Origin of the sequence: Pseudomonas sp. R4-35-07 (assembly GCF_003852235.1) — a bacterium.
Taxonomy (GTDB): domain Bacteria; phylum Pseudomonadota; class Gammaproteobacteria; order Pseudomonadales; family Pseudomonadaceae; genus Aquipseudomonas.
Genome location: NZ_CP027732.1, coordinates 69,227 through 87,291 on the forward strand (window position 1 = coordinate 69,227; position 18,065 = coordinate 87,291).

At 60.8% G+C, this 18,065-nt stretch carries 17 protein-coding genes; 8 read left to right on the forward strand and 9 right to left on the reverse strand.

Annotated elements, in window-relative coordinates; genetic code table 11:
- Positions 1-31 precede the first annotated feature (31 nt).
- Positions 32-724 (reverse strand): methionine ABC transporter permease, encoded by a 693-nt coding sequence (locus C4J89_RS00340; protein WP_124360634.1) that lies wholly within the window; start codon positions 722-724, stop codon positions 32-34.
- Complete coding sequence (locus C4J89_RS00345) at positions 724-1,731, reverse strand: methionine ABC transporter ATP-binding protein (protein ID WP_124413441.1); 1,008 nt, start codon at positions 1,729-1,731, stop codon at positions 724-726. The genes C4J89_RS00340 and C4J89_RS00345 overlap by 1 nt, the downstream gene beginning before the upstream one ends.
- 265 nt (positions 1,732-1,996) lie before the next feature.
- On the opposite strand from C4J89_RS00345, the gene katE reads away from it, so the two are divergent.
- Positions 1,997-4,138: a catalase HPII gene (gene katE, locus C4J89_RS00350; RefSeq protein WP_124413442.1), complete on the forward strand. Its 2,142-nt coding sequence runs from the start codon at positions 1,997-1,999 to the stop codon at positions 4,136-4,138.
- Positions 4,139-4,239: 101 nt separating this feature from the next.
- Here katE and C4J89_RS00355 read toward each other — a convergent pair whose 3' ends face one another.
- The 4 genes from C4J89_RS00355 to zur are packed head-to-tail and all read right to left on the reverse strand — an operon-like array spanning position 4,240 to position 7,045.
- Positions 4,240-4,959 (reverse strand): PA5502 family lipoprotein, encoded by a 720-nt coding sequence (locus tag C4J89_RS00355; protein ID WP_124360637.1) that lies wholly within the window; start codon positions 4,957-4,959, stop codon positions 4,240-4,242.
- A 37-nt stretch (positions 4,960-4,996) separates the two neighbouring features.
- A complete protein-coding gene (znuB, locus tag C4J89_RS00360) occupies positions 4,997-5,785 on the reverse strand; it encodes a zinc ABC transporter permease subunit ZnuB (RefSeq protein ID WP_124413443.1) in 789 nt (262 codons plus the stop codon).
- Entirely contained in the window at positions 5,778-6,563 is a 786-nt protein-coding gene (znuC, locus tag C4J89_RS00365; protein WP_124369084.1) for a zinc ABC transporter ATP-binding protein ZnuC, read from the reverse strand. Before znuC ends, znuB begins: the two co-directional genes overlap by 8 nt.
- Positions 6,563-7,045 (reverse strand): zinc uptake transcriptional repressor Zur, encoded by a 483-nt coding sequence (gene zur, locus C4J89_RS00370; protein ID WP_124365291.1) that lies wholly within the window; start codon positions 7,043-7,045, stop codon positions 6,563-6,565. Before zur ends, znuC begins: the two co-directional genes overlap by 1 nt.
- A gap of 58 nt (positions 7,046-7,103) precedes the next feature.
- On the opposite strand from zur, the gene C4J89_RS00375 reads away from it, so the two are divergent.
- Positions 7,104-8,033 carry a zinc ABC transporter substrate-binding protein gene (locus C4J89_RS00375; RefSeq protein WP_124413444.1) on the forward strand — a complete coding sequence of 310 codons (930 nt, stop codon included), beginning with the start codon at positions 7,104-7,106 and terminating at the stop codon, positions 8,031-8,033.
- Between the two features lie 65 nt (positions 8,034-8,098).
- On the opposite strand, the gene C4J89_RS00380 is transcribed toward C4J89_RS00375, so the two are convergent.
- The gene (locus C4J89_RS00380) at positions 8,099-9,052 is read right to left on the reverse strand and encodes a homoserine kinase (protein WP_124360642.1); all 954 of its coding nucleotides are present in this window, start codon (positions 9,050-9,052) and stop codon (positions 8,099-8,101) included.
- Positions 9,053-9,107: 55 nt separating this feature from the next.
- On the reverse strand, positions 9,108-9,398 hold the full coding sequence (locus C4J89_RS00385) for a DUF2782 domain-containing protein (protein WP_057725690.1): 291 nt from the start codon (positions 9,396-9,398) through the stop codon (positions 9,108-9,110).
- Between the two features lie 74 nt (positions 9,399-9,472).
- Between C4J89_RS00385 and polA the strand changes: the two genes are divergently transcribed.
- Positions 9,473-12,268: a DNA polymerase I gene (gene polA / locus C4J89_RS00390; RefSeq protein WP_124413445.1), complete on the forward strand. Its 2,796-nt coding sequence runs from the start codon at positions 9,473-9,475 to the stop codon at positions 12,266-12,268.
- A gap of 268 nt (positions 12,269-12,536) precedes the next feature.
- Here polA and yihA read toward each other — a convergent pair whose 3' ends face one another.
- Positions 12,537-13,178: a ribosome biogenesis GTP-binding protein YihA/YsxC gene (gene yihA / locus C4J89_RS00395; RefSeq protein WP_124360645.1), complete on the reverse strand. Its 642-nt coding sequence runs from the start codon at positions 13,176-13,178 to the stop codon at positions 12,537-12,539.
- A 266-nt stretch (positions 13,179-13,444) separates the two neighbouring features.
- On the opposite strand from yihA, the gene C4J89_RS27040 reads away from it, so the two are divergent.
- The 5 genes from C4J89_RS27040 to C4J89_RS00420 all read left to right on the forward strand — a co-directional run bounded on the left by C4J89_RS27040 (position 13,445) and on the right by C4J89_RS00420 (position 17,980).
- Positions 13,445-13,591 carry a cytochrome C gene (locus tag C4J89_RS27040; protein WP_372237514.1) on the forward strand — a complete coding sequence of 49 codons (147 nt, stop codon included), beginning with the start codon at positions 13,445-13,447 and terminating at the stop codon, positions 13,589-13,591.
- Between the two features lie 33 nt (positions 13,592-13,624).
- On the forward strand, positions 13,625-14,236 hold the full coding sequence (locus tag C4J89_RS00405; protein WP_124413446.1) for a cytochrome c: 612 nt from the start codon (positions 13,625-13,627) through the stop codon (positions 14,234-14,236).
- 168 nt (positions 14,237-14,404) lie between these two features.
- Positions 14,405-15,040: a thiol:disulfide interchange protein DsbA gene (dsbA, locus tag C4J89_RS00410; protein ID WP_124369089.1), complete on the forward strand. Its 636-nt coding sequence runs from the start codon at positions 14,405-14,407 to the stop codon at positions 15,038-15,040.
- Positions 15,041-15,050: 10 nt separating this feature from the next.
- On the forward strand, positions 15,051-15,929 hold the full coding sequence (locus tag C4J89_RS00415; protein ID WP_124360648.1) for an endonuclease/exonuclease/phosphatase family protein: 879 nt from the start codon (positions 15,051-15,053) through the stop codon (positions 15,927-15,929).
- Complete coding sequence (locus C4J89_RS00420; protein WP_124413447.1) at positions 15,926-17,980, forward strand: GGDEF domain-containing protein; 2,055 nt, start codon at positions 15,926-15,928, stop codon at positions 17,978-17,980. The genes C4J89_RS00415 and C4J89_RS00420 overlap by 4 nt, the downstream gene beginning before the upstream one ends.
- Positions 17,981-18,065: the final 85 nt, after the last annotated feature.

An 18,065-nucleotide genomic window follows, 5' to 3' on the forward strand; every position in this document is an offset into this window, starting at 1 on the left:
GCATCTGCCGGCACCAGGCCGGCCATGGCCGTTATTTTCGAGAAAAGTGCACCACCAGCTTGTCGCCGACGGTTTGCAGAATTTGCACCAGGATCACCAGCATCACCACGGTGACCACCATCACATTGTCCTGGAAACGCTGGTAACCGAAACGGATCGCCAGGTCGCCCAGGCCACCGGCACCGACCACGCCGGCCATCGCCGTGTAGGACACCAGTGTAATCGCCGTTACGGTAATTGCCGCGAAAATGCCGGGGCGTGCTTCGGGCAGTAAGGCGTTGGTGATGATCTGGCGCGTGCTGGCACCCATCGACTGCGTGGCCTCGATGATGCCGCGGTCCACTTCACGCAGGGCGGTTTCCACCAGGCGTGCAAAGAACGGTGTGGCGCCGATAACCAGCGGCGGAATCGCGCCCGCGACGCCCAGCGAGGTGGGCTCGTCCATATAGATGCCAGTGATCAGCTTGGTTAATGGAATCATCACGATCAGCAGGATGATGAACGGCAGCGAACGCAGGATGTTCACGATCAGCGACATAAAGGCGTACAAGCCTTTCTGCTCGAACAGCTGACGTGGGCTGGTCAAGAACAGCAGCACACCCACGGGCAGGCCCAGTACGACCGTGAAGAACAGCGAACCGAACAGCATGGTCATGGTATCGCCGGTGGCGAGCCAGATTTCGGACCAGTCGATGTCGGCGAAGAAATTCAGGAACAGATCCATTAGCGCAGCACCTCCATATGAACGTCAGCGGCGGTGAAGCGCGCAAACGCGGCTTCCATGTCACCGCCAGTGACGGCGAGGGTCAATTGCCCGTAGGGGATGTCTTTGATGCGGTCGATACGACCGGCCAGGATGCTGTAGTCCACCCCCGTTTCACGGGCGACGGTACCCAGCAATGGCGCGTAGGTCGCGTCCCCTTGGAACGTCAGGCGCACGATACGGCCCGGTACGTGGGCGAAGTCATCGTGCTGTTCGCCTTCATCGACCTGTTCGGCTTCCTGGACGAAGCGCTTGGTGGTCGGATGCTTGGGATGCAGGAACACATCAGCCACCGAGCCTTGCTCGACGATCACGCCAGCGTCCATCACGGCCACCTGGTCGCACACGCGGCGAATCACATCCATTTCATGGGTGATCAACACGATGGTCAGCTTCAGCTCACGGTTGATTTCAGCCAGTAATTGCAGGACCGACGCGGTGGTTTGCGGGTCGAGGGCGCTGGTGGCTTCATCGCACAGCAGAATCTTGGGTTTGGTCGCCAGGGCGCGAGCGATGCCGACGCGCTGTTTCTGGCCGCCGGACAATTGCGCCGGATACTTGCGGGCGTGGTCCGACAGGCCAACGCGGGCGAGCAGCTCGGCCACGCGCAGCTCGATTTCCTTGCGCGACAATTCGCCGGCCAGTGTCAGCGGCAGCGCCACGTTGTCTGCAACGGTCTTGGACGCCAGCAGGTTGAAGTGCTGGAAGATCATGCCGACCTGCTGGCGGAAACGGCGCAGGCCGTTGGCGTCCAGTGCGGTGACTTCTTCGCCGTCGACACTGATCTGCCCGCCACTGGGCTCTTCAAGGCGATTGATCAGGCGCAGCAGGGTACTTTTTCCCGCACCCGAGTGGCCAATCAGGCCAAACACCTGGCCGTTTTCGACGCGCAGGCTGGTGGGGTGCAGGGCGGGAATATCCTTACCGGTGACGCGGTAGGTTTTATGGACGTTTTGAAACTCGATCACGTAGCGAACCTTGTGGGGCGCATGGAAAAGGGATCAGCGGTTAGCCGGGCGCGCATTTTAGCCTGTCCATCCAGTGATTCTTAGCATTTATTTCGTATCCATCCTGCGATTTGGCAATAACGAGACCGAAGGTCATAAAAAGGGAACGGCTCATAACGCTGTCAGTCACTACTTAAGCAATGCGATGTTCCGGGTGCCGTGCCCGGGGCTTCATTCAAACGAGCCGGGGACCGCTCTGGCCACTTTGACTAAGGAGTTTTGACTGATGAGTACCAAGAAGCCAGGCACCCCGCCGAAGAGTGAACTCGCGGGTACCGATACCCTGGACCGAGGCAATACCAACACCAAATTGCAGGCGTTGGAAGAATTCCGTTCCGATGCGACCGGCCAAGCCCTGCGCACTAACCAGGGCGTGAAGATCTCCGACAACCAGAACACCTTGAAGGTCGGTGCCCGTGGCCCTTCGCTGCTGGAAGACTTCATCATGCGTGAAAAAATCACGCACTTTGACCATGAACGCATCCCGGAGCGCATCGTGCATGCCCGCGGTACCGGCGCCCATGGTTATTTCCAGAGCTACGGCGACCATTCGGCGCTGACCAAGGCTGGTTTCCTACGTACTCCGGAGCATAAAACGCCGGTATTCGCGCGTTTTTCCACGGTGCAGGGGCCACGCGGTTCCGGTGACACCGTACGTGACGTGCGCGGTTTTGCCGTGAAGTTTTTCACCGACGAAGGCAACTTCGACCTGGTGGGCAACAACATGCCGGTATTCTTCATTCAGGACGCGATCAAGTTTCCTGATTTCGTGCACGCCGTTAAGCCTGAACCGCACAACGAGATCCCTACAGGCGGCTCGGCCCACGATACGTTCTGGGACTTTGTCTCGCTGGTACCGGAGTCGGCCCATATGGTGGTGTGGGCGATGTCTGACCGCGCCATTCCGAAAAGCCTGCGTGCAATGCAGGGTTTCGGCGTGCATACCTTCCGTCTGATCAACACCGAAGGCAAATCGAGCTTTGTGAAGTTTCACTGGCGGCCAAAGGTCGGTACCTGCTCGCTTGTGTGGGACGAAGCGCAAAAGCTGGCCGGTAAAGATACCGATTACCACCGTCGCGACCTATGGGAATCGATTGAAAGCGGCGACTACCCCGAGTGGGAACTGGGCGTTCAGATCGTTGCAGAAGAAGACGAGCATAAGTTCGACTTCGACCTGCTCGACCCGACCAAGATCATCCCCGAAGAGTTGGTGCCGATCACCCCGCTGGGCAAGATGGTGCTTAACCGCAACCCGGACAATTTCTTTGCCGAGGTCGAGCAGGTTGCGTTCTGCCCAGGCCATATCGTACCGGGCATCGACTTCACCAACGACCCGCTGCTGCAAGGTCGTCTGTTTTCCTACACGGATACCCAGATCAGCCGTCTCGGCGGGCCGAACTTCCATGAGATCCCGATCAATCGCCCGGTCGCACCGAACCACAACAACCAGCGCGATGCCCTGCATCGCAGCGTGATCGATAAGGGCCGCGCAGCCTATGAGCCGAACTCCATCGACAGCGGCTGGCCGAAGGAAACGCCTGCGGGTCCGACCGACGGCGGTTTTGAGACCTACTACGAGCGCATCGATGCGAACAAGGTCCGCGAGCGCAGTGAGTCGTTTGGCGACCATTTCTCCCAGGCCACGCTGTTTTTCAACAGCATGAGCCACCACGAGAAAGAGCACATCATCGCCGCCTACAGCTTCGAGTTGGGCAAGGTCGAGCGCGAACATATTCGTGCCCGCCAGGTGAATGAGATCCTGGCTAACATCGACCTGGAACTGGCCAAGCGCGTGGCGCAGAACCTGGGCCTGCCAGCGCCGACCAAAGGCACGGTGCCTGTACGTGAAACATCGTTGAAGCAATCGCCGGCATTGAGCCAGGTGAATTTGCTGTCTGGCGACATCAAGACGCGCAAAGTGGCGATTCTGGCGGCTAACGGCGTAGACGGTGCAGCGATTGATGCACTCAAAGCTGCACTTGAGGCTGAAGGTGCGCACGCCAAGTTGCTGGGGCCGACTTCGGCGCCTGTGACCACTGCCGATGGCAAGTCACTGCCGGTGGATGCGTCGATGGAAGGCATGCCGTCCATTGCGTTTGACGCAGTGTTTATCCCTGGCGGTAAAGAGTCGGTCAAAGCGCTGAGCGGCGACGGTGTGGCGCTGCACTACGTGCTGGAAGCGTACAAGCACTTGAAGGCTATCGCGGTGGCCAGTGACGTGAAGCCTTTGTTGGATCTGCTGAAGCTGGAGGCGGATGCGGGGTTGATCGTGGGTGCGGATGCCAAGGCGTTCAAGGCGTTCTTTGCCGCGATTGCCCAGCATCGGGTCTGGGATCGGGAGCCTAAGGCCAAGGCGATTCCGGCTTAATTATTGGGCTGTTTGTTAAATCGTCATCGGGGGCAAGCCCCCTCCCACACTTGAACGTATTCACAGTTCAAAATGTGGGAGGGGGCTTGCCCCCGATGCTTTTAGTCGGCTTTACGCGGGATCAGCACAACCTGCGCCGGAATGTGTTTCAAAATTTGCCGGTGAATCTTCAGCTCATACCCTGCATCAATGCGCTTCACCCGTTTGGTCAGCAACGTGGCCAACCACGGGTAATCTTCGGTACGTGGCACCTGAATGCTGACGTCGCACTGGTAATTCACCACGTCGGTGGCGATGGCATCCAACTGATGGCGCATGGCTTCGACATCCGCCAGGTTCAACGCCACGGTGGTGCTCGGCGCCGCCGGGTCGATGACCTTGGCGGCGGGCTTGGCTTCGGCGGCTTTCAAGGCGGCCTCGGCCTGATCCAGCTCGGCTTTGCGCGCATGGCTGATGGCGCTGTTGACGCCACCGGTCAGGGCCGGGGCCTTGGGCATCAGTGCGCGGGCACGGCTCAGGGCTGTGGCGGCGGCGTTGACGTCGCCCTTTTGCAGCACGATCTGGCTGCGCTGCAGGTAGGCTTCGGCCAATTGCCGCTGGTAAGCCTCGAGCGCCGGATCGTTGGGCGATTGGGCCTGCAACGTGGCGAGCTGGTCTTCGGCGGTGGCCAATTCGCTGCTGGCCAGGTTTTGCTCCAGTTGCGCGATGGCCGCAGCACGCGGATCCAGCGCTTCGGGGGCGGCGGGCGGTGTGCTTTGACAGGCGCCCAGCAGCAGGGAAAATGCGGCAAGGAGCAGATAACGGAAGGTGAACGGCTTCATTCCTGCGACTCTCTATTTGCGCAAAAAGCGAGCAAGTCTACACCCCTCGACGGGGCAGGACAAAACTCAGCAGAAACAGGGCGGCCGCCGATACTACGATCGACGGCCCGGCCGGTGTGTCCTTGAACCATGACAACGCCAGGCCTCCACACACTGCCAGCATGCCCAACAGGCTTGCGCCGATTGCCATTTGCTCCGGCGAACGAGCATGGCGCTGAGCGGCGGCTGCGGGAATGATCAACAGCGAGGTGATCAACAATACGCCGACAATCTTCATCGCGACAGCGATCACCACCGCGATCAATAACATCAGCGCCAGGCGCAGGGCCGGCACGGGCAAACCTTCCACCGTGGCGAGTTCCTCGTGCACGGTGATCGCCAGCAGCGGGCGCCACAGGCTCACCAGCAGCACCAGCACGGCCGCGCTGCCGCCTAGGATCCATATAAGATCGACAGGGCTGATCGCCAGCAGATCGCCAAACAGGTAGGCCATCAGGTCGATGCGCACTTCATGCATGAAGCTCAGCACCACCAGGCCCAGGGACAAGGTACTTGGCGCCAGGATGCCCAGCAGCGTATCGGAGGCCAGGGGTTGGCGCTGTTGCAGCGTCACCAACAACACCGCCAGCAGCAGGCAGCCGACAGTGACGGCGATGGTCGGGCTCACATCCAGCAGGAAGCCCATGGCCACGCCGAGCAGCGCGGCATGGGACAACGTGTCGCCAAAGTACGCCATGCGCCGCCAGACCACGAACGAGCCCAATGGGCCCGCCACCAGCGCCAAAGCCAAGCCTGCCAGCAGGGCGTAGAGCAGAAAATCAGCCATGCTTGCAGCTATCTCCATGAACATGAGGGTGGGGTGCGGCGGGGTCGTCAACCACGGCGCCGTGCAGATCATGGGCGTGGTCGTGGTGGTGATGGTAGATCGCCAGGCTTTGCGCGTTCTTACCGAACAGCTCGACGAACGCCGGGTCGCCGCTGACCTGCTCCGGGTGGCCGGAACAGCACACGTGACGGTTGAGGCAGACCACCTGGTCGGTGGTGCTCATCACCAGGTGCAAATCGTGAGACACCATCAGCACACCGCAGCCGTGACGGTCGCGCAAGCGGGTGATCAGGCTGTATAGCTCGGCTTGCCCGGCGACGTCGACGCCTTGCACGGGCTCATCGAGCACCAGCAGCTCTGGCTCGCGCAACAGCGCGCGGGCCAGCAGCACGCGCTGCATTTCACCGCCGGAGATGCTCTGCACCGGGCTGTCGATCACCTGTTCGGCGCCGACTTCCTTGAGCGCCGCCTGCGCGCGGGCACGGTCGACCGCCGGTACCAGGCGCAGGAAGCGCAGTACGGAAAGCGGGAGTGTCGGGTCTACGTGCAGCTTCTGCGGCATATAGCCCACGCGCAGTTTGGGCCTGCGCCATACGCTGCCACGGTCGGGCTTGAGCAGGCCCAGCACGGCGCGCACCAGGGTGGTCTTGCCGGCGCCATTGGGGCCGATCAGGGTAACGATCTGCCCCGGCTCCACACTCAATGCGATGTCATCCAGCACGTTTTGCCCGGCGAACGTGACCCCAACCTGCTCCAGGCGGATTAACGCGTTGCTCATCAAGCCCCCTGACAGCCCGAGCACAGGCCGACCACTTCGACCGTTTGCCCTTCGACGCTGAAGCCGACTTCGGCGGCGCTTTTGATGATGGCGTCACTGATGCTCTTTTGTTCAAGCTCGATGGCGGCGTGGCACTGGCGGCAAATCAGGAATTGGCCCTGATGCGCGTGTTCCGGGTGGTTGCAGCCGACAAAGGCATTGAGCGAGGCGATGCGGTGCACCAGGCCGTTTTCCAGCAGGAAATCCAGCGCGCGGTAAACCGTGGGCGGCGCAGCGCGGCGGCCGTCCTGCTCGCTGAGTACGCCGAGGATGTCGTACGCGCCGAGCGGCTTGTGGCTTTGCCACACCAGCTCCAGCACGCGTCGACGCAGCGCGGTCAGGCGCAAACCCTTCTGCGCGCACAGGGTGTCGGCCTCCGACAGCGCGGTGTGAACGCAGTGAGAGTGGTCGTGGGGACGGCTGGCAAGCGGTGTTATAGGCATGAGCGGCGACAGATATTTGATAGAGACGTTATTATGTTACCCGTTCCTACGCCATTGAGTGGTCATCGTGTCCCGACTTTTTCCCGTTTTTGTCGTATTTGTCACCAGTTTGTTCATGGCTGGCGCCGCTCAGGCCGAGGTCAAGGTACTGACCAGCATCAAGCCGCTGCAGCTGATTGCCGCTGCTGTGCAGGACGGTGTAGCGGTTCCGGAGGTGTTGCTGCCACCGGGCGCATCGCCGCATAACTTCGCGTTGCGCCCATCCGACGTACGGCGCGTGCAGTCGGTAGACCTGCTTTATTGGATCGGTCCGGACATGGAAACATTTTTGCCGCGCGTGCTGAAAGGCCGTACGGCGACAACGGTGGCCGTGCAGGACCTGCCGGATATGAAACTGCGCCGGTTCGGCGAAGATAGCCACTCCCACGCCGATGAAGCCGACGAACATGATCACGATCATCGCCCCGGCAGCGTGGATGCACATCTGTGGCTGTCGACGGTGAATGCGCGGGTGATCGCGGCGCGTATGGCGGCTGACCTCAGTGCCGCCGACCCGGCCAACGCCGCGCGTTACCAGAGCAACGCAAAGGCCTTCGAGGATCGCCTGGATGCGCTGGATGTGCGCCTGAAGCAGCGTTTGGCCGGCGTTGAGGGCAAACCTTACTTTGTGTTTCACGAAGCCTTTGATTACTTCGAAGACGCCTACGGCTTGAAGCACGCCGGCGTATTCGCTGTTGCAGCCGAAGTGCAGCCAGGCGCCCAGCATGTGGCGGCGATGCGCACGCGGTTACAGGAAGTGGGCAAGACCTGTGTGTTCAGCGAGCCACCGTTGCGACCAAGGTTGGCGGAGACGCTCGTGGCGGGTTTGCCGGTGAAGCTCGCGGAATTGGACGCGCTGGGTGGCTACACCCCGGCCACGGCCCAGGGTTACGAGCAGGTGCTGGAAAAACTGGGCAATGATCTGGCCGGATGCCTGGAATCGCTCTGACTGCCACTGCAGATCAAATGTGGGAGGGGGCAAGCCCCCTCCCACATTTTTGACCGAGCAGGTCTTTAGAGCGCAAACGGCAGGTGGACGCTGACTTGCTGGCGTTGCGCCAAGCGCTGCTCGAACTCCGCCGGGTCATGAATCAACACATCCTGCCCCGCAAACGACTCGGCTGCGATCAGCCGCGACAGCCAGAACCGCACGCACGCCACGCGCAGCATGGTCGGCCACAGCTCGGCTTCCTTCGCAGTAAACGGCCGCAGCCCCGCGTAAGCCCCAAGCAATGCACGGGCGCGCTGCCCATCGATCACGCCGTCGGCATCCGAACACCAGTCATTCAAGGCGATGGCGACGTCGTACAGCATCGGCCCCGAGCAGGCGTTGTAGAAGTCGATCAGGCCGGTCAGGTGCGTGCCTTCGAACATCGCGTTGTCGCGAAACAGGTCGGCGTGAACGTTGGCGCGCGGCAGGGCAAGGATATGCGCCTTGTGGGCCTGGATCTCGCCCAAGGCGTCCTGCAGAAGCCGCTGTTGCGCGTCGTTCAGGTGCGAAATCAACTGCGCGCCTTCAGTGAGCATCCAATCCAGCCCTCGATCGGTCTTGCGTTCCAGCACCTTGTCGCCCTGGGTCGCCAGATGCAGGTGACCGAGCAAGTCGCCGACTTGGGCGCAATGCTGGGCGTTGGCGTCCTTGATGTGCTTGCCGGCCAGGCGCGGCTGCAGCAGCGCCGGTTTGCCGGCTAGGGTGCGCAGGGCAACGCCGTCGGTGGTGCGCAGGGCATAAGGCACCGGCAGGTCGGCGTCGTGGAGCACGTCGAGCAGTTCGATGAAGAACGGCATCTCCGCAACAGGGCCCCGTTCAACCAGGGTCAGGACGTACTCGCCCTGTTCCAGGCTGATAAAGAAGTTGGTGTTTTCGCTACCGGCGGCAATCCCCTGGAAATCAAGCAGGCGGCCGAGCCCGTAAGGGGCAAGAAAGGTTTCCAGCTCGGGCCGAGCCAGGGGGGTGAACACAGACATGGTTAAAACTGCCGTTACGGGCGCCGCTCAGGGCGGCGCCGTTGAAGTTAGGGAATCATTTCCATTCGAAGATCTTCCATGACGGGATCAGCATATCCGGCTGGTCAGAACGGATGAAGTTCGCGTCGGTTCCGTCAGCGCGTACCAGGAAATACGGTGGCGCACCTTTTGGCGTGACCTTGATGGCGTACAGGAAGCCGTTTTGGCGGTATTCCTGGATAGTCTTGTCGCCTTCCGTGCGAATGGTCACTTCCGGATCGCCCGACGGGGCGTCATCTGCCGCCATGGCAGCCATCGGAGCGAGTGCAATCAAGCCAGTGAACAGCAGGCGATTGAATGTACGCATGATAACCTTGTCCCTTTGTTTTCATTGGTCCGGCTATTCTAGCGCCTGACCCGCCGAAAAGGTTGATCCTGCTCATGAGCCAAGCGCCCCTCGTCCTGGTGGACGGTTCTTCTTATCTGTACCGCGCCTTCCACGCGCTACCACCACTGACCACCTCCAAAGGCCTGCCCACCGGTGCGGTCAAGGGCGTGTTGAACATGCTCAAGAGCCTGCGCAGGCAATACCCGAACAGCCCGTTCGCCGTGGTGTTCGACGCCAAGGGCGGGACCTTTCGCGATGACATGTACGCCGAATACAAGGCCAATCGCCCGAGCATGCCCGATGACATGCGCCTGCAGATCGAGCCTCTGCACCAGAGCGTGATCGCCCTGGGCTTCCCGTTGCTGTGCGTCGAAGGCGTCGAGGCCGATGACGTGATCGGAACACTGGCCCGCAGCAGCGCGGCCGCTGACCGTCCCGTGGTGATCTCCACCGGCGACAAGGACATGGCGCAACTGGTGGACGGGCACATTACCTTGGTCAACACCATGACCGGTAGTTCGATGGACATCGAGGGCGTAAAGGAGAAATTCGGCGTCGCTCCCGAGCAGATCATCGATTACCTGGCGTTGATGGGCGATTCGTCCGACAACATCCCTGGCGTTCCCGGGATTGGCCCGAAGACCGCCTCCGGTTTGCTGGTGGGTGTGAATGGCGGCCTGAAAGAGCTGTATGAACAGCTGGACATTGTGCCGACCCTGCCGATTCGTGGCGCCAAGACGCTGCCGGCGAAGTTGGAAGAGCATAAGGAGATGGCGTTCCTGTCCTATCAGTTGGCGACGATCAAGATCGACGTGCCTCTGGATATCGGCCTGGACGACCTGCACCTGATCGAGCCGGATCGCGAAAAGCTGCTTGAGTTGTACACGCTGCTTGAGTTCAAGAGCTGGTACGAAGAGATCCAGCGCGATACCAAGCGTGTCGAGCTCAAGACCGCAAACGAGGTTGCGCCCGTTGCTGAAGCGTCGGTTGAGGCGGTGATAGCGGTGCCGGTGGAGTCGGTTTACACCACCATCCTGGACCAAGCCACGTTCGATCTGTGGCTGAAGAAGCTCAACGACGCGCCTTTATTTGCCTTCGACACCGAGACCACCGGGATCGACGCCCAACGGGCCCAGTTGGTTGGGCTTTCGTTCGCGGTGCAGCCCCATGAAGCGGCCTATATCCCGCTGACACATGCCTACACTGGCGTGCCGGATCAATTGGACCGTGACACTGTGCTGCTGGCCTTGAAGCCGTTGCTGGAGGATCCGACCAAGCTCAAGGTCGGCCAGCACGCCAAGTTCGACATGAATATCCTGGCCAACTGCGCCATCGGCGGCGACCCTGCGCAGGGCATCACCGTGCGGGGCATCGCCTTCGATACCATGCTCGAATCCTACGTACTGAACTCCACTGCGACCCGCCATGACATGGACAGCCTGGCGAAAAAATACCTGGACCACGACACCGTCAGCTTCCAGGACATCGCCGGCAGGGGCGCCAAGCAGCTGACATTCGACCAGATCGCCCTAGAGCAAGCCGGCCCGTACGCGGCCGAAGATGCCGATGTGACGTTGCGCCTGCACCAGAAGCTGCACGCGCAGCTGGCAGCGATCCCGAGCCTGGCCAGTGTGTTGACGGATATCGAGATGCCGTTGGTGCCGGTGCTGGCACGTATCGAGCGCCAGGGCGCCCTGGTGGACAAGGCACTGCTCGGCGTCCAGAGCATCGAGCTGGGCAACAAGATGGTCGAGCTGGAGCGCCAGGCATTCGAGATCGCCGGCGAGGCGTTCAACCTGGGTTCGCCCAAGCAGCTCGGGGCGATTCTCTACGAGAAACTCGGAATGCCGGTGTTGAAAAAGACCGGCAAGGGCCAGGCATCCACGGCTGAAGAAGTGCTGGCCAAGCTGGCCGAGGATGATTTTCCGCTGCCCAAGGTGCTCATGCAGTACCGCAGCATGAGCAAGCTGAAAAGCACCTATACCGACCGCCTGCCGGAACAGATCAACCCGCGTACCGGCCGTATTCATACGTCTTACCATCAGGCGGTGGCGGCGACCGGGCGTTTGTCCTCCAGCGATCCGAACCTGCAGAACATCCCGGTGCGCACCGCCGAAGGGCGGCGCATTCGCCAGGCGTTTATCGCACCCAAAGGCTACAAGCTGCTGGCAGCGGACTATTCGCAGATCGAGCTGCGGATCATGGCGCACCTGTCGAAGGACGAAGGGTTGATGAACGCCTTTCGCAACGACCTTGACGTGCACACCGCCACGGCCGCCGAGGTATTCAAGGTTGAATTGACCGAGGTCACCTCCAACCAGCGCCGCAGTGCCAAGGCGATCAATTTCGGCCTGATCTACGGCATGGGCGCCCAGAAGCTCGGCAAGGACATTGGCGTCGATACCAAGACCGCCAAGGCTTATATCGATGTGTACTTCGCCCGCTATCCCGGCGTGCGCGAATACATGGAGCGCACCCGCGCCCAGGCGGCGGACCAGGGTTTTGTGGAAACCTTCTTCGGGCGGCGCCTGTACGTGCCGGATATCAACTCCAACAAGCCTCAGGAGCGCGCGGCGGCAGAGCGCACCGCGATCAACGCGCCCATGCAGGGCACGGCGGCAGACATCATCAAGAAAGCCATGGTGAAGGTGGACAACTGGCTGACCGAGTCGGGCCTGGACGCCAAGGTCATCCTCCAGGTGCATGACGAACTGGTACTGGAGGTGCGTGAGGATCTGATCCCGGAGGTCAGCCAGAGAATCCGCGAACACATGAGCGCTGCCGCGCAGTTGGACGTGCCCCTGGTGGTGGACGTGGGCGTTGGCGATAACTGGGACGAGGCCCATTGATTTTGCGGTTGCGCCATCACCGCGCGTGATGGCACGGCGCTTTAGATCGGAAACTGCCGTCAGTTATTTCCAAGAGTTTTTTGAACCCGCCGGAACTTAACCTGTGAACTGTCACTCAGAGTTACTGAATGGGTGGTGAAGCCCTTCAATGCTCCTATGTTGTGTTAAGTGTTGGCAGATATCTGGACCCCGCCCTAGCGGTCCGGAACTTGGACCCCGAACTTCCCTCCCCATACGAAGTCCGGGGTTTTTTTTGCCCGCGCAAAAGTTACTCGGCGATCTCAGCGCCTTTGTCCGCCAATTCCATCCAGCCGGCCAGTACAGTGTAGGCGTCTTCGAGGCCCATGCGCTTTGGCGCGGAGAACAGTTGGATACTGATTGCGTCGCCCCAACCCTTACGGATCTCGGTCTGCACTTTGAGCAGGGTGTTCTTGGCTGCGCCGTAGGTCAGCTTGTCGGCCTTGGTCAGCAGGATATGCATCGGCATGCCGCTGGCGACCGCCCAATCGAGCATTAACAGGTCGAAATCTGTCATTGGATGACGGATGTCCATCATCAGGATCAACCCCTTCAAACTCTCCCGGCCACCCAGGTAAGCCTCTAGGTGACGCTGCCAGTGCAGCTTCAACGGGATAGGGACTTTTGCATAACCGTAGCCCGGCAGGTCGACCAGACGCCGATCATCGTCTAGCTTGAAGAAGTTGAGCAGCTGCGTGCGACCTGGGGTTTTCGAGGTGCGTGCCAGGCTGGCGTGGGTCAGGGTGTTCAGTGCGCTGGACTTACCGGCGTTGGAGCGGCCGGCGAAGGCGACTTCAAAGCCTTCGTCATCGGGGCATTGGTCCACTTTGGCGGCGCTGAGCATGAAGGTGGACTGTTGGCACAGGCCGAGGATGGGATTCTTGAGTTGCATGAGATTTCCGATGTGGGCGGTGCCGAAAAAGGGTGCGGCAAGCGGTGTCGTTTCCGTTTCAGTAGCGCCAGTATATAATGCCGCAGATTTTGTGTGTGCTTTGTCCCAGCGAAGGATGAAGTTCACGGGAGCGAAAGACCTTCATTGCGCATTAGAACGCAAAACGCTCTCAAACCCTGAACAGGTCGATGTATGACCTGATGGTGACTCGCTTCGGTGTCCTGATCGCGCGTTAAAGCGCCCAGGCTACACAGGAACCGCAAGCGCTGTACAACCGAGTTTGCGTGGTCATGCCAGTGCAACGCGTGACCCGGGGTTTCAAGGCAATGCCGCCGCGTGGTTTGTGCAAGGACTGCAGTACTGAGGATTACCAGGCCATCATTGAGTTGATGGTGAGTAAACCCGGTAGATAACTCTTAAACCCTTAGCCGTAGTTGGATTAGCTGATGAACAAACTGATCGTGAGTCTGCTGTTGACCTTGGGCATCACCGGTGCTGCCCATGCTGCAGGCGACGCTGCCGCGGGGCAGGCGAAAGCCGCCGTGTGTGGTGCTTGCCATGGACCGGACGGTAACAGCCCGGCACCGAACTTCCCCAAACTCGCCGGCCAGGGTGAACGTTACCTGACCAAGCAGATGCACGACATCAAGGATGGCAAGCGCGTGGTGCTGGAAATGACCGGCTTGCTGGCCAACTCCAGCGATCAGGACATGGCTGATATCGCGGCGTATTTTGCCAGTCAGAAAGGCAGTGTGGGAGCTGCCGATCCGAAACTGGTCGCCCGTGGCGAGAAGCTGTTTCGTGGCGGTGACCTCGACAAGGGCCTGCCCGCCTGTACCGGCTGCCATTCGCCCAATGGCGCAGGCAATGCCGCCGCAGGCTTCCCGCACCTGAGTGGTCAGCACGCCACTTACATCGCCAAGCAGTTGACCGACTTCCGCAAAGAAGAAGCCGGCCGCGCCAACGATGGCGACGCAATGACCATGCGCACCATCGCCCGTAAACTGAGTGACGAAGACATTGCGGCAATCTCCAGTTACATCCAAGGCTTGCACTGACAGCCTGCAACGTTAACGCTCGATTAATCCATCGATGCAAGCATAAAAAGGGTGGCTACGGCCGCCCTTTTTTGTGGCGGCTGCCGTTACACTAACGAACTCATGTCCGCGTAGACCTGTCACACCTAAAGGTCGCGTGAGGCGACCGTATTTGTCCAGGAGTAAAGCATGCGTAATCTGATCCTCAGCGCCGCCCTCGTCACTGCCAGTCTCTTCGGCATGACCGCACAAGCTGCCGACGTGCCGCTTGAAGCCGGTAAAACCTACGTTGAATTGGCTAACCCGGTGCCGGTTTCGGTACCCGGCAAGATCGAAGTGGTGGAGCTGTTCTGGTACGGTTGCCCGCATTGCTACGCCTTTGAGCCGACCATCAACCCTTGGGCCGAAAAGCTGCCCAAGGACGTGAACTTCAAGCGCATTCCGGCCATGTTCGGTGGCCCATGGGATGCCCACGGCCAACTGTTCCTGACCCTGGAAGCCATGGGTGTGGAGCATAAGGTCCATAACGCGGTATTCAACGCGATCCAGAAAGAAGGCAAGCGCCTGACCAAACCAGACGAAATGGCTGACTTCGTTGCCACCCAAGGCGTTGATAAAGACAAGTTCCTGGCCACCTTCAACTCCTTTGCCATCCAAGGCCAGATCAAACAGGCCAAGGAACTCGCGCAAAAGTATGGCGTGCAGGGCGTACCGACCCTGATCGTCAACGGCAAGTACCGCTTTGACCTGGGCAGTACCGGTGGCCCTGAACAGACGCTCAATGTTGCTGACCAGCTGATCGCCAAAGAGCGCGCAGCCAAGTAAGGGGCTCGCCATGCGCCGCTGGGGTACCGAACGCGTTGTAGGCCTGCATGATCCGCGGGTCAACGAACATCATCTGGAATCCACAGGCCTGCCGGCAGACAGCCGCCTGCGCCTGCTCAGTTTCAATATCCAGGTGGGTAACAGTACCGAGAAATATCGGCACTACCTCACGCGTGGCTGGCAGCACTTGCTGCCGCACAAAGGGCGCACCGGCAATCTGCAAAAAATCGGCGACCTGCTCAGCGACTTCGACCTGGTCGCTCTACAGGAAGCCGACGGCGGGAGCCTGCGCTCCGGCTACATCAACCAGGTGGAACACCTTGCCCAGCTCGGCGCCTTCCCCTACTGGTACCAGCAACTCAATCGCAACCTCGGGCGCCTGGCACAGCACAGCAATGGCGTGCTCAGCCGCTTGAAGCCGACCGTCATCGAGGATCACCCGTTGCCGGGCCCTAAAGGGCGAGGCGCGATCCTTGTGCGTTTTGGCGAAGGTCCGGAAGCGTTGGTGGTGGTGATGATGCATCTGGCCCTCGGCGGGCGTACGCGCAATCTTCAGTTGGCCTACGTGCGCGACTTGATCGGCAACTACAAGCACCAAGTGCTGATGGGTGACATGAATACCCATGCCAACGACCTGCTGCAGAATTCCCCGCTGCGCGACCTCGGCCTGCTGGCGCCGCAAGTCGAGGCCACGTTTCCCAGCTGGCGTCCGCAGCGCTGTCTGGACCATATCCTGCTCAGCCCGAGCCTCACACTGGAAAGTGTGCAGGTGCTGGCGCAGCCCATTTCCGATCACCTGCCGGTCGCGGTAGAGATTCGTCTGCCGGGTTCGCTTACGGCTGATGCATTACCCGCGTTGAGCCCAGGCCCTCGCGGACCTCTTGCATGAGCGACGACGCCCAGCGCTGGAAAGAAAAATACCTTAAAAGCATCGAGCAACAAGACAAGCTCGAACGCCGCTGGGCCGCCCGCCTCGACCTGCTACGCCGAGGGCTGGTGCGCAGCACGCTGGCGGCCGAAGGCACTGACCGCGCTGTCGATCAATGCATGAAGGAAATGCGCGATGTGGTGCGCACCGACGACATGGACGCTGCCCTCGCCGCCCTATTGCCGCGTCTGGAAAAGGCCGTGCTGGATTCCGAGCAGCGCCGCGAAACGCGGGTTGACCAGATCAGTTCCGCCCTCACCGCCCTGGTCGCGCAGTTGCAGAAACTGCCGCTGCCCCGTGAGGTGGCGCGCCCGCTGAAGACCTTCGCCAAACAGCTCGAAGCTCGGGTGGGGCAGGCGCGGGAAATTCCGCTGCTGCTCAGCGAGTTGAGCAACCTGCAAGAGCAGGCGCTGCAAAACCTGGAGCCAGAGGGTGAAACCTCACGCTCCGGGCCCGGTTTGTTGCAACGCTTGTTTGGTGCCAAAGAGGTCTCCAACGACACCTCTGCGCCTGAGCCCGAGGTGCTCCCTGCGGCAAAATCCGTTGCGCCCAAACCTGCCCCGGAGCCTGCGGAACCGGCCCAGTCCGAAGAACTGACACAAGCCTTGCGCGCGTTTGCACCGTTGGCGCAAACAGTGACGGCCGCCGAGCCTGAGGCCGTTGCACCGGTCAAAGAGACAGGGCCTGCCGGCGCAACGTTTGAGTTCGAGGCGCCTGCTCAAACATCAATTGCGGTCACGCCTGACAAAACCCCTGAACCGGTGGCGCCTGAAGCGCCGGCTGAGGAGGCCGCTCCCGAAAGCGCACTTGCTGCCTTTATCGAAGAGCCCCAAGACTCAGTCGACACGCCTGAAGAAACCCTCATCGGCAGCCTTTCCCTCCCGCCCGTATTGGATACCGCAGAGCCTGATCCCGATGCAATGCAATCGGATAGCCTCTACGCCCTGCCCGATTCGCCCGAGCCTTCCTACAGCTCGGTTGCCCAGCACATTGAAAACACCCTGCTCGGCCTGCTGGAAGACCTCTCCCTGCCCGAGCGCCACCGGCCCCAGGCCGAAGCCATGCGCGAGCGCCTTGCCCACGGCTTGAACTGGTACGAACTGCTGCCGATTCTCGATGACCTGGCGGTGCTGATGTTGGCCGTCACCGACAGCGGCCAGCATGAGTTCGAGGCTTACCTTAAACAGCTCAACGAGCGCCTTGAGGCATTCCAGGGCCATCTGCAGGTTGCCAGCGAGGGTCACGCCGACAGCCGCTCTGCTGCGCGCCAGTTGGACACGCAGATTCGCGAGCAAGTGGACGGCCTGCAAAGCAGCGTGCAGGAAGCTGCCGATCTGGACAGCCTCAAGCAACTGCTGGAGAGCCACCTTGAAGGCTTGCTCGGCACCATGGACGAGCACCGCCAGCAGCGCGACCAACGCGAACAGGAAGTGGCCGCGCGCCTCCAGGGCCTGGCGGAGCGGGTGGCGAACATGGAGCAGGAAGCCCAGGGCTATCGTGAGCATTTGGAAATACAGCGCCAGAAGGCGCTGATCGATCCACTCACCGGCCTGCCCAACCGCGCAGCCTGGAGTGAGCGCCTGGATCATGAGGTCAATGCCTGGCACCAGCGTGGCAACAGCTTGTCACTGGCCATGCTGGACCTGGACCACTTCAAGCGCATCAACGACGGCTACGGCCACTTGGCTGGCGATAGGGTACTGAAGATCATTGCCAATGTGCTGCGCAAGCGCCTGCGGCCGACCGATTTTATCGCGCGCTTCGGCGGCGAAGAATTTGTGTTATTGATGCCCGACTCAGCCTTGGCGGATGCCCTAGCCGTGGGTGAAGGGCTGCGGGCGGCCATTGAGGCTTGCCCGTTCCACTTCAAGGGCGTGCCGGTAACCATCACGGTATCCATGGGGGTTGCGCAGTTTCAACCAGGCGAGCGCAGTGACCTGGCGCTCAAGCGCGCAGATGAGGCGCTTTACAGGGCGAAGGCGGCGGGACGTAACCAGGTGCAGGCGGCGTGAAAATGTTTCCTTTTTGTGATTTGGCCGCCCGGGATCTGGCGTTACGTTACACTGTTGCATTATCGTCCTCTACGTATGCCTTCTC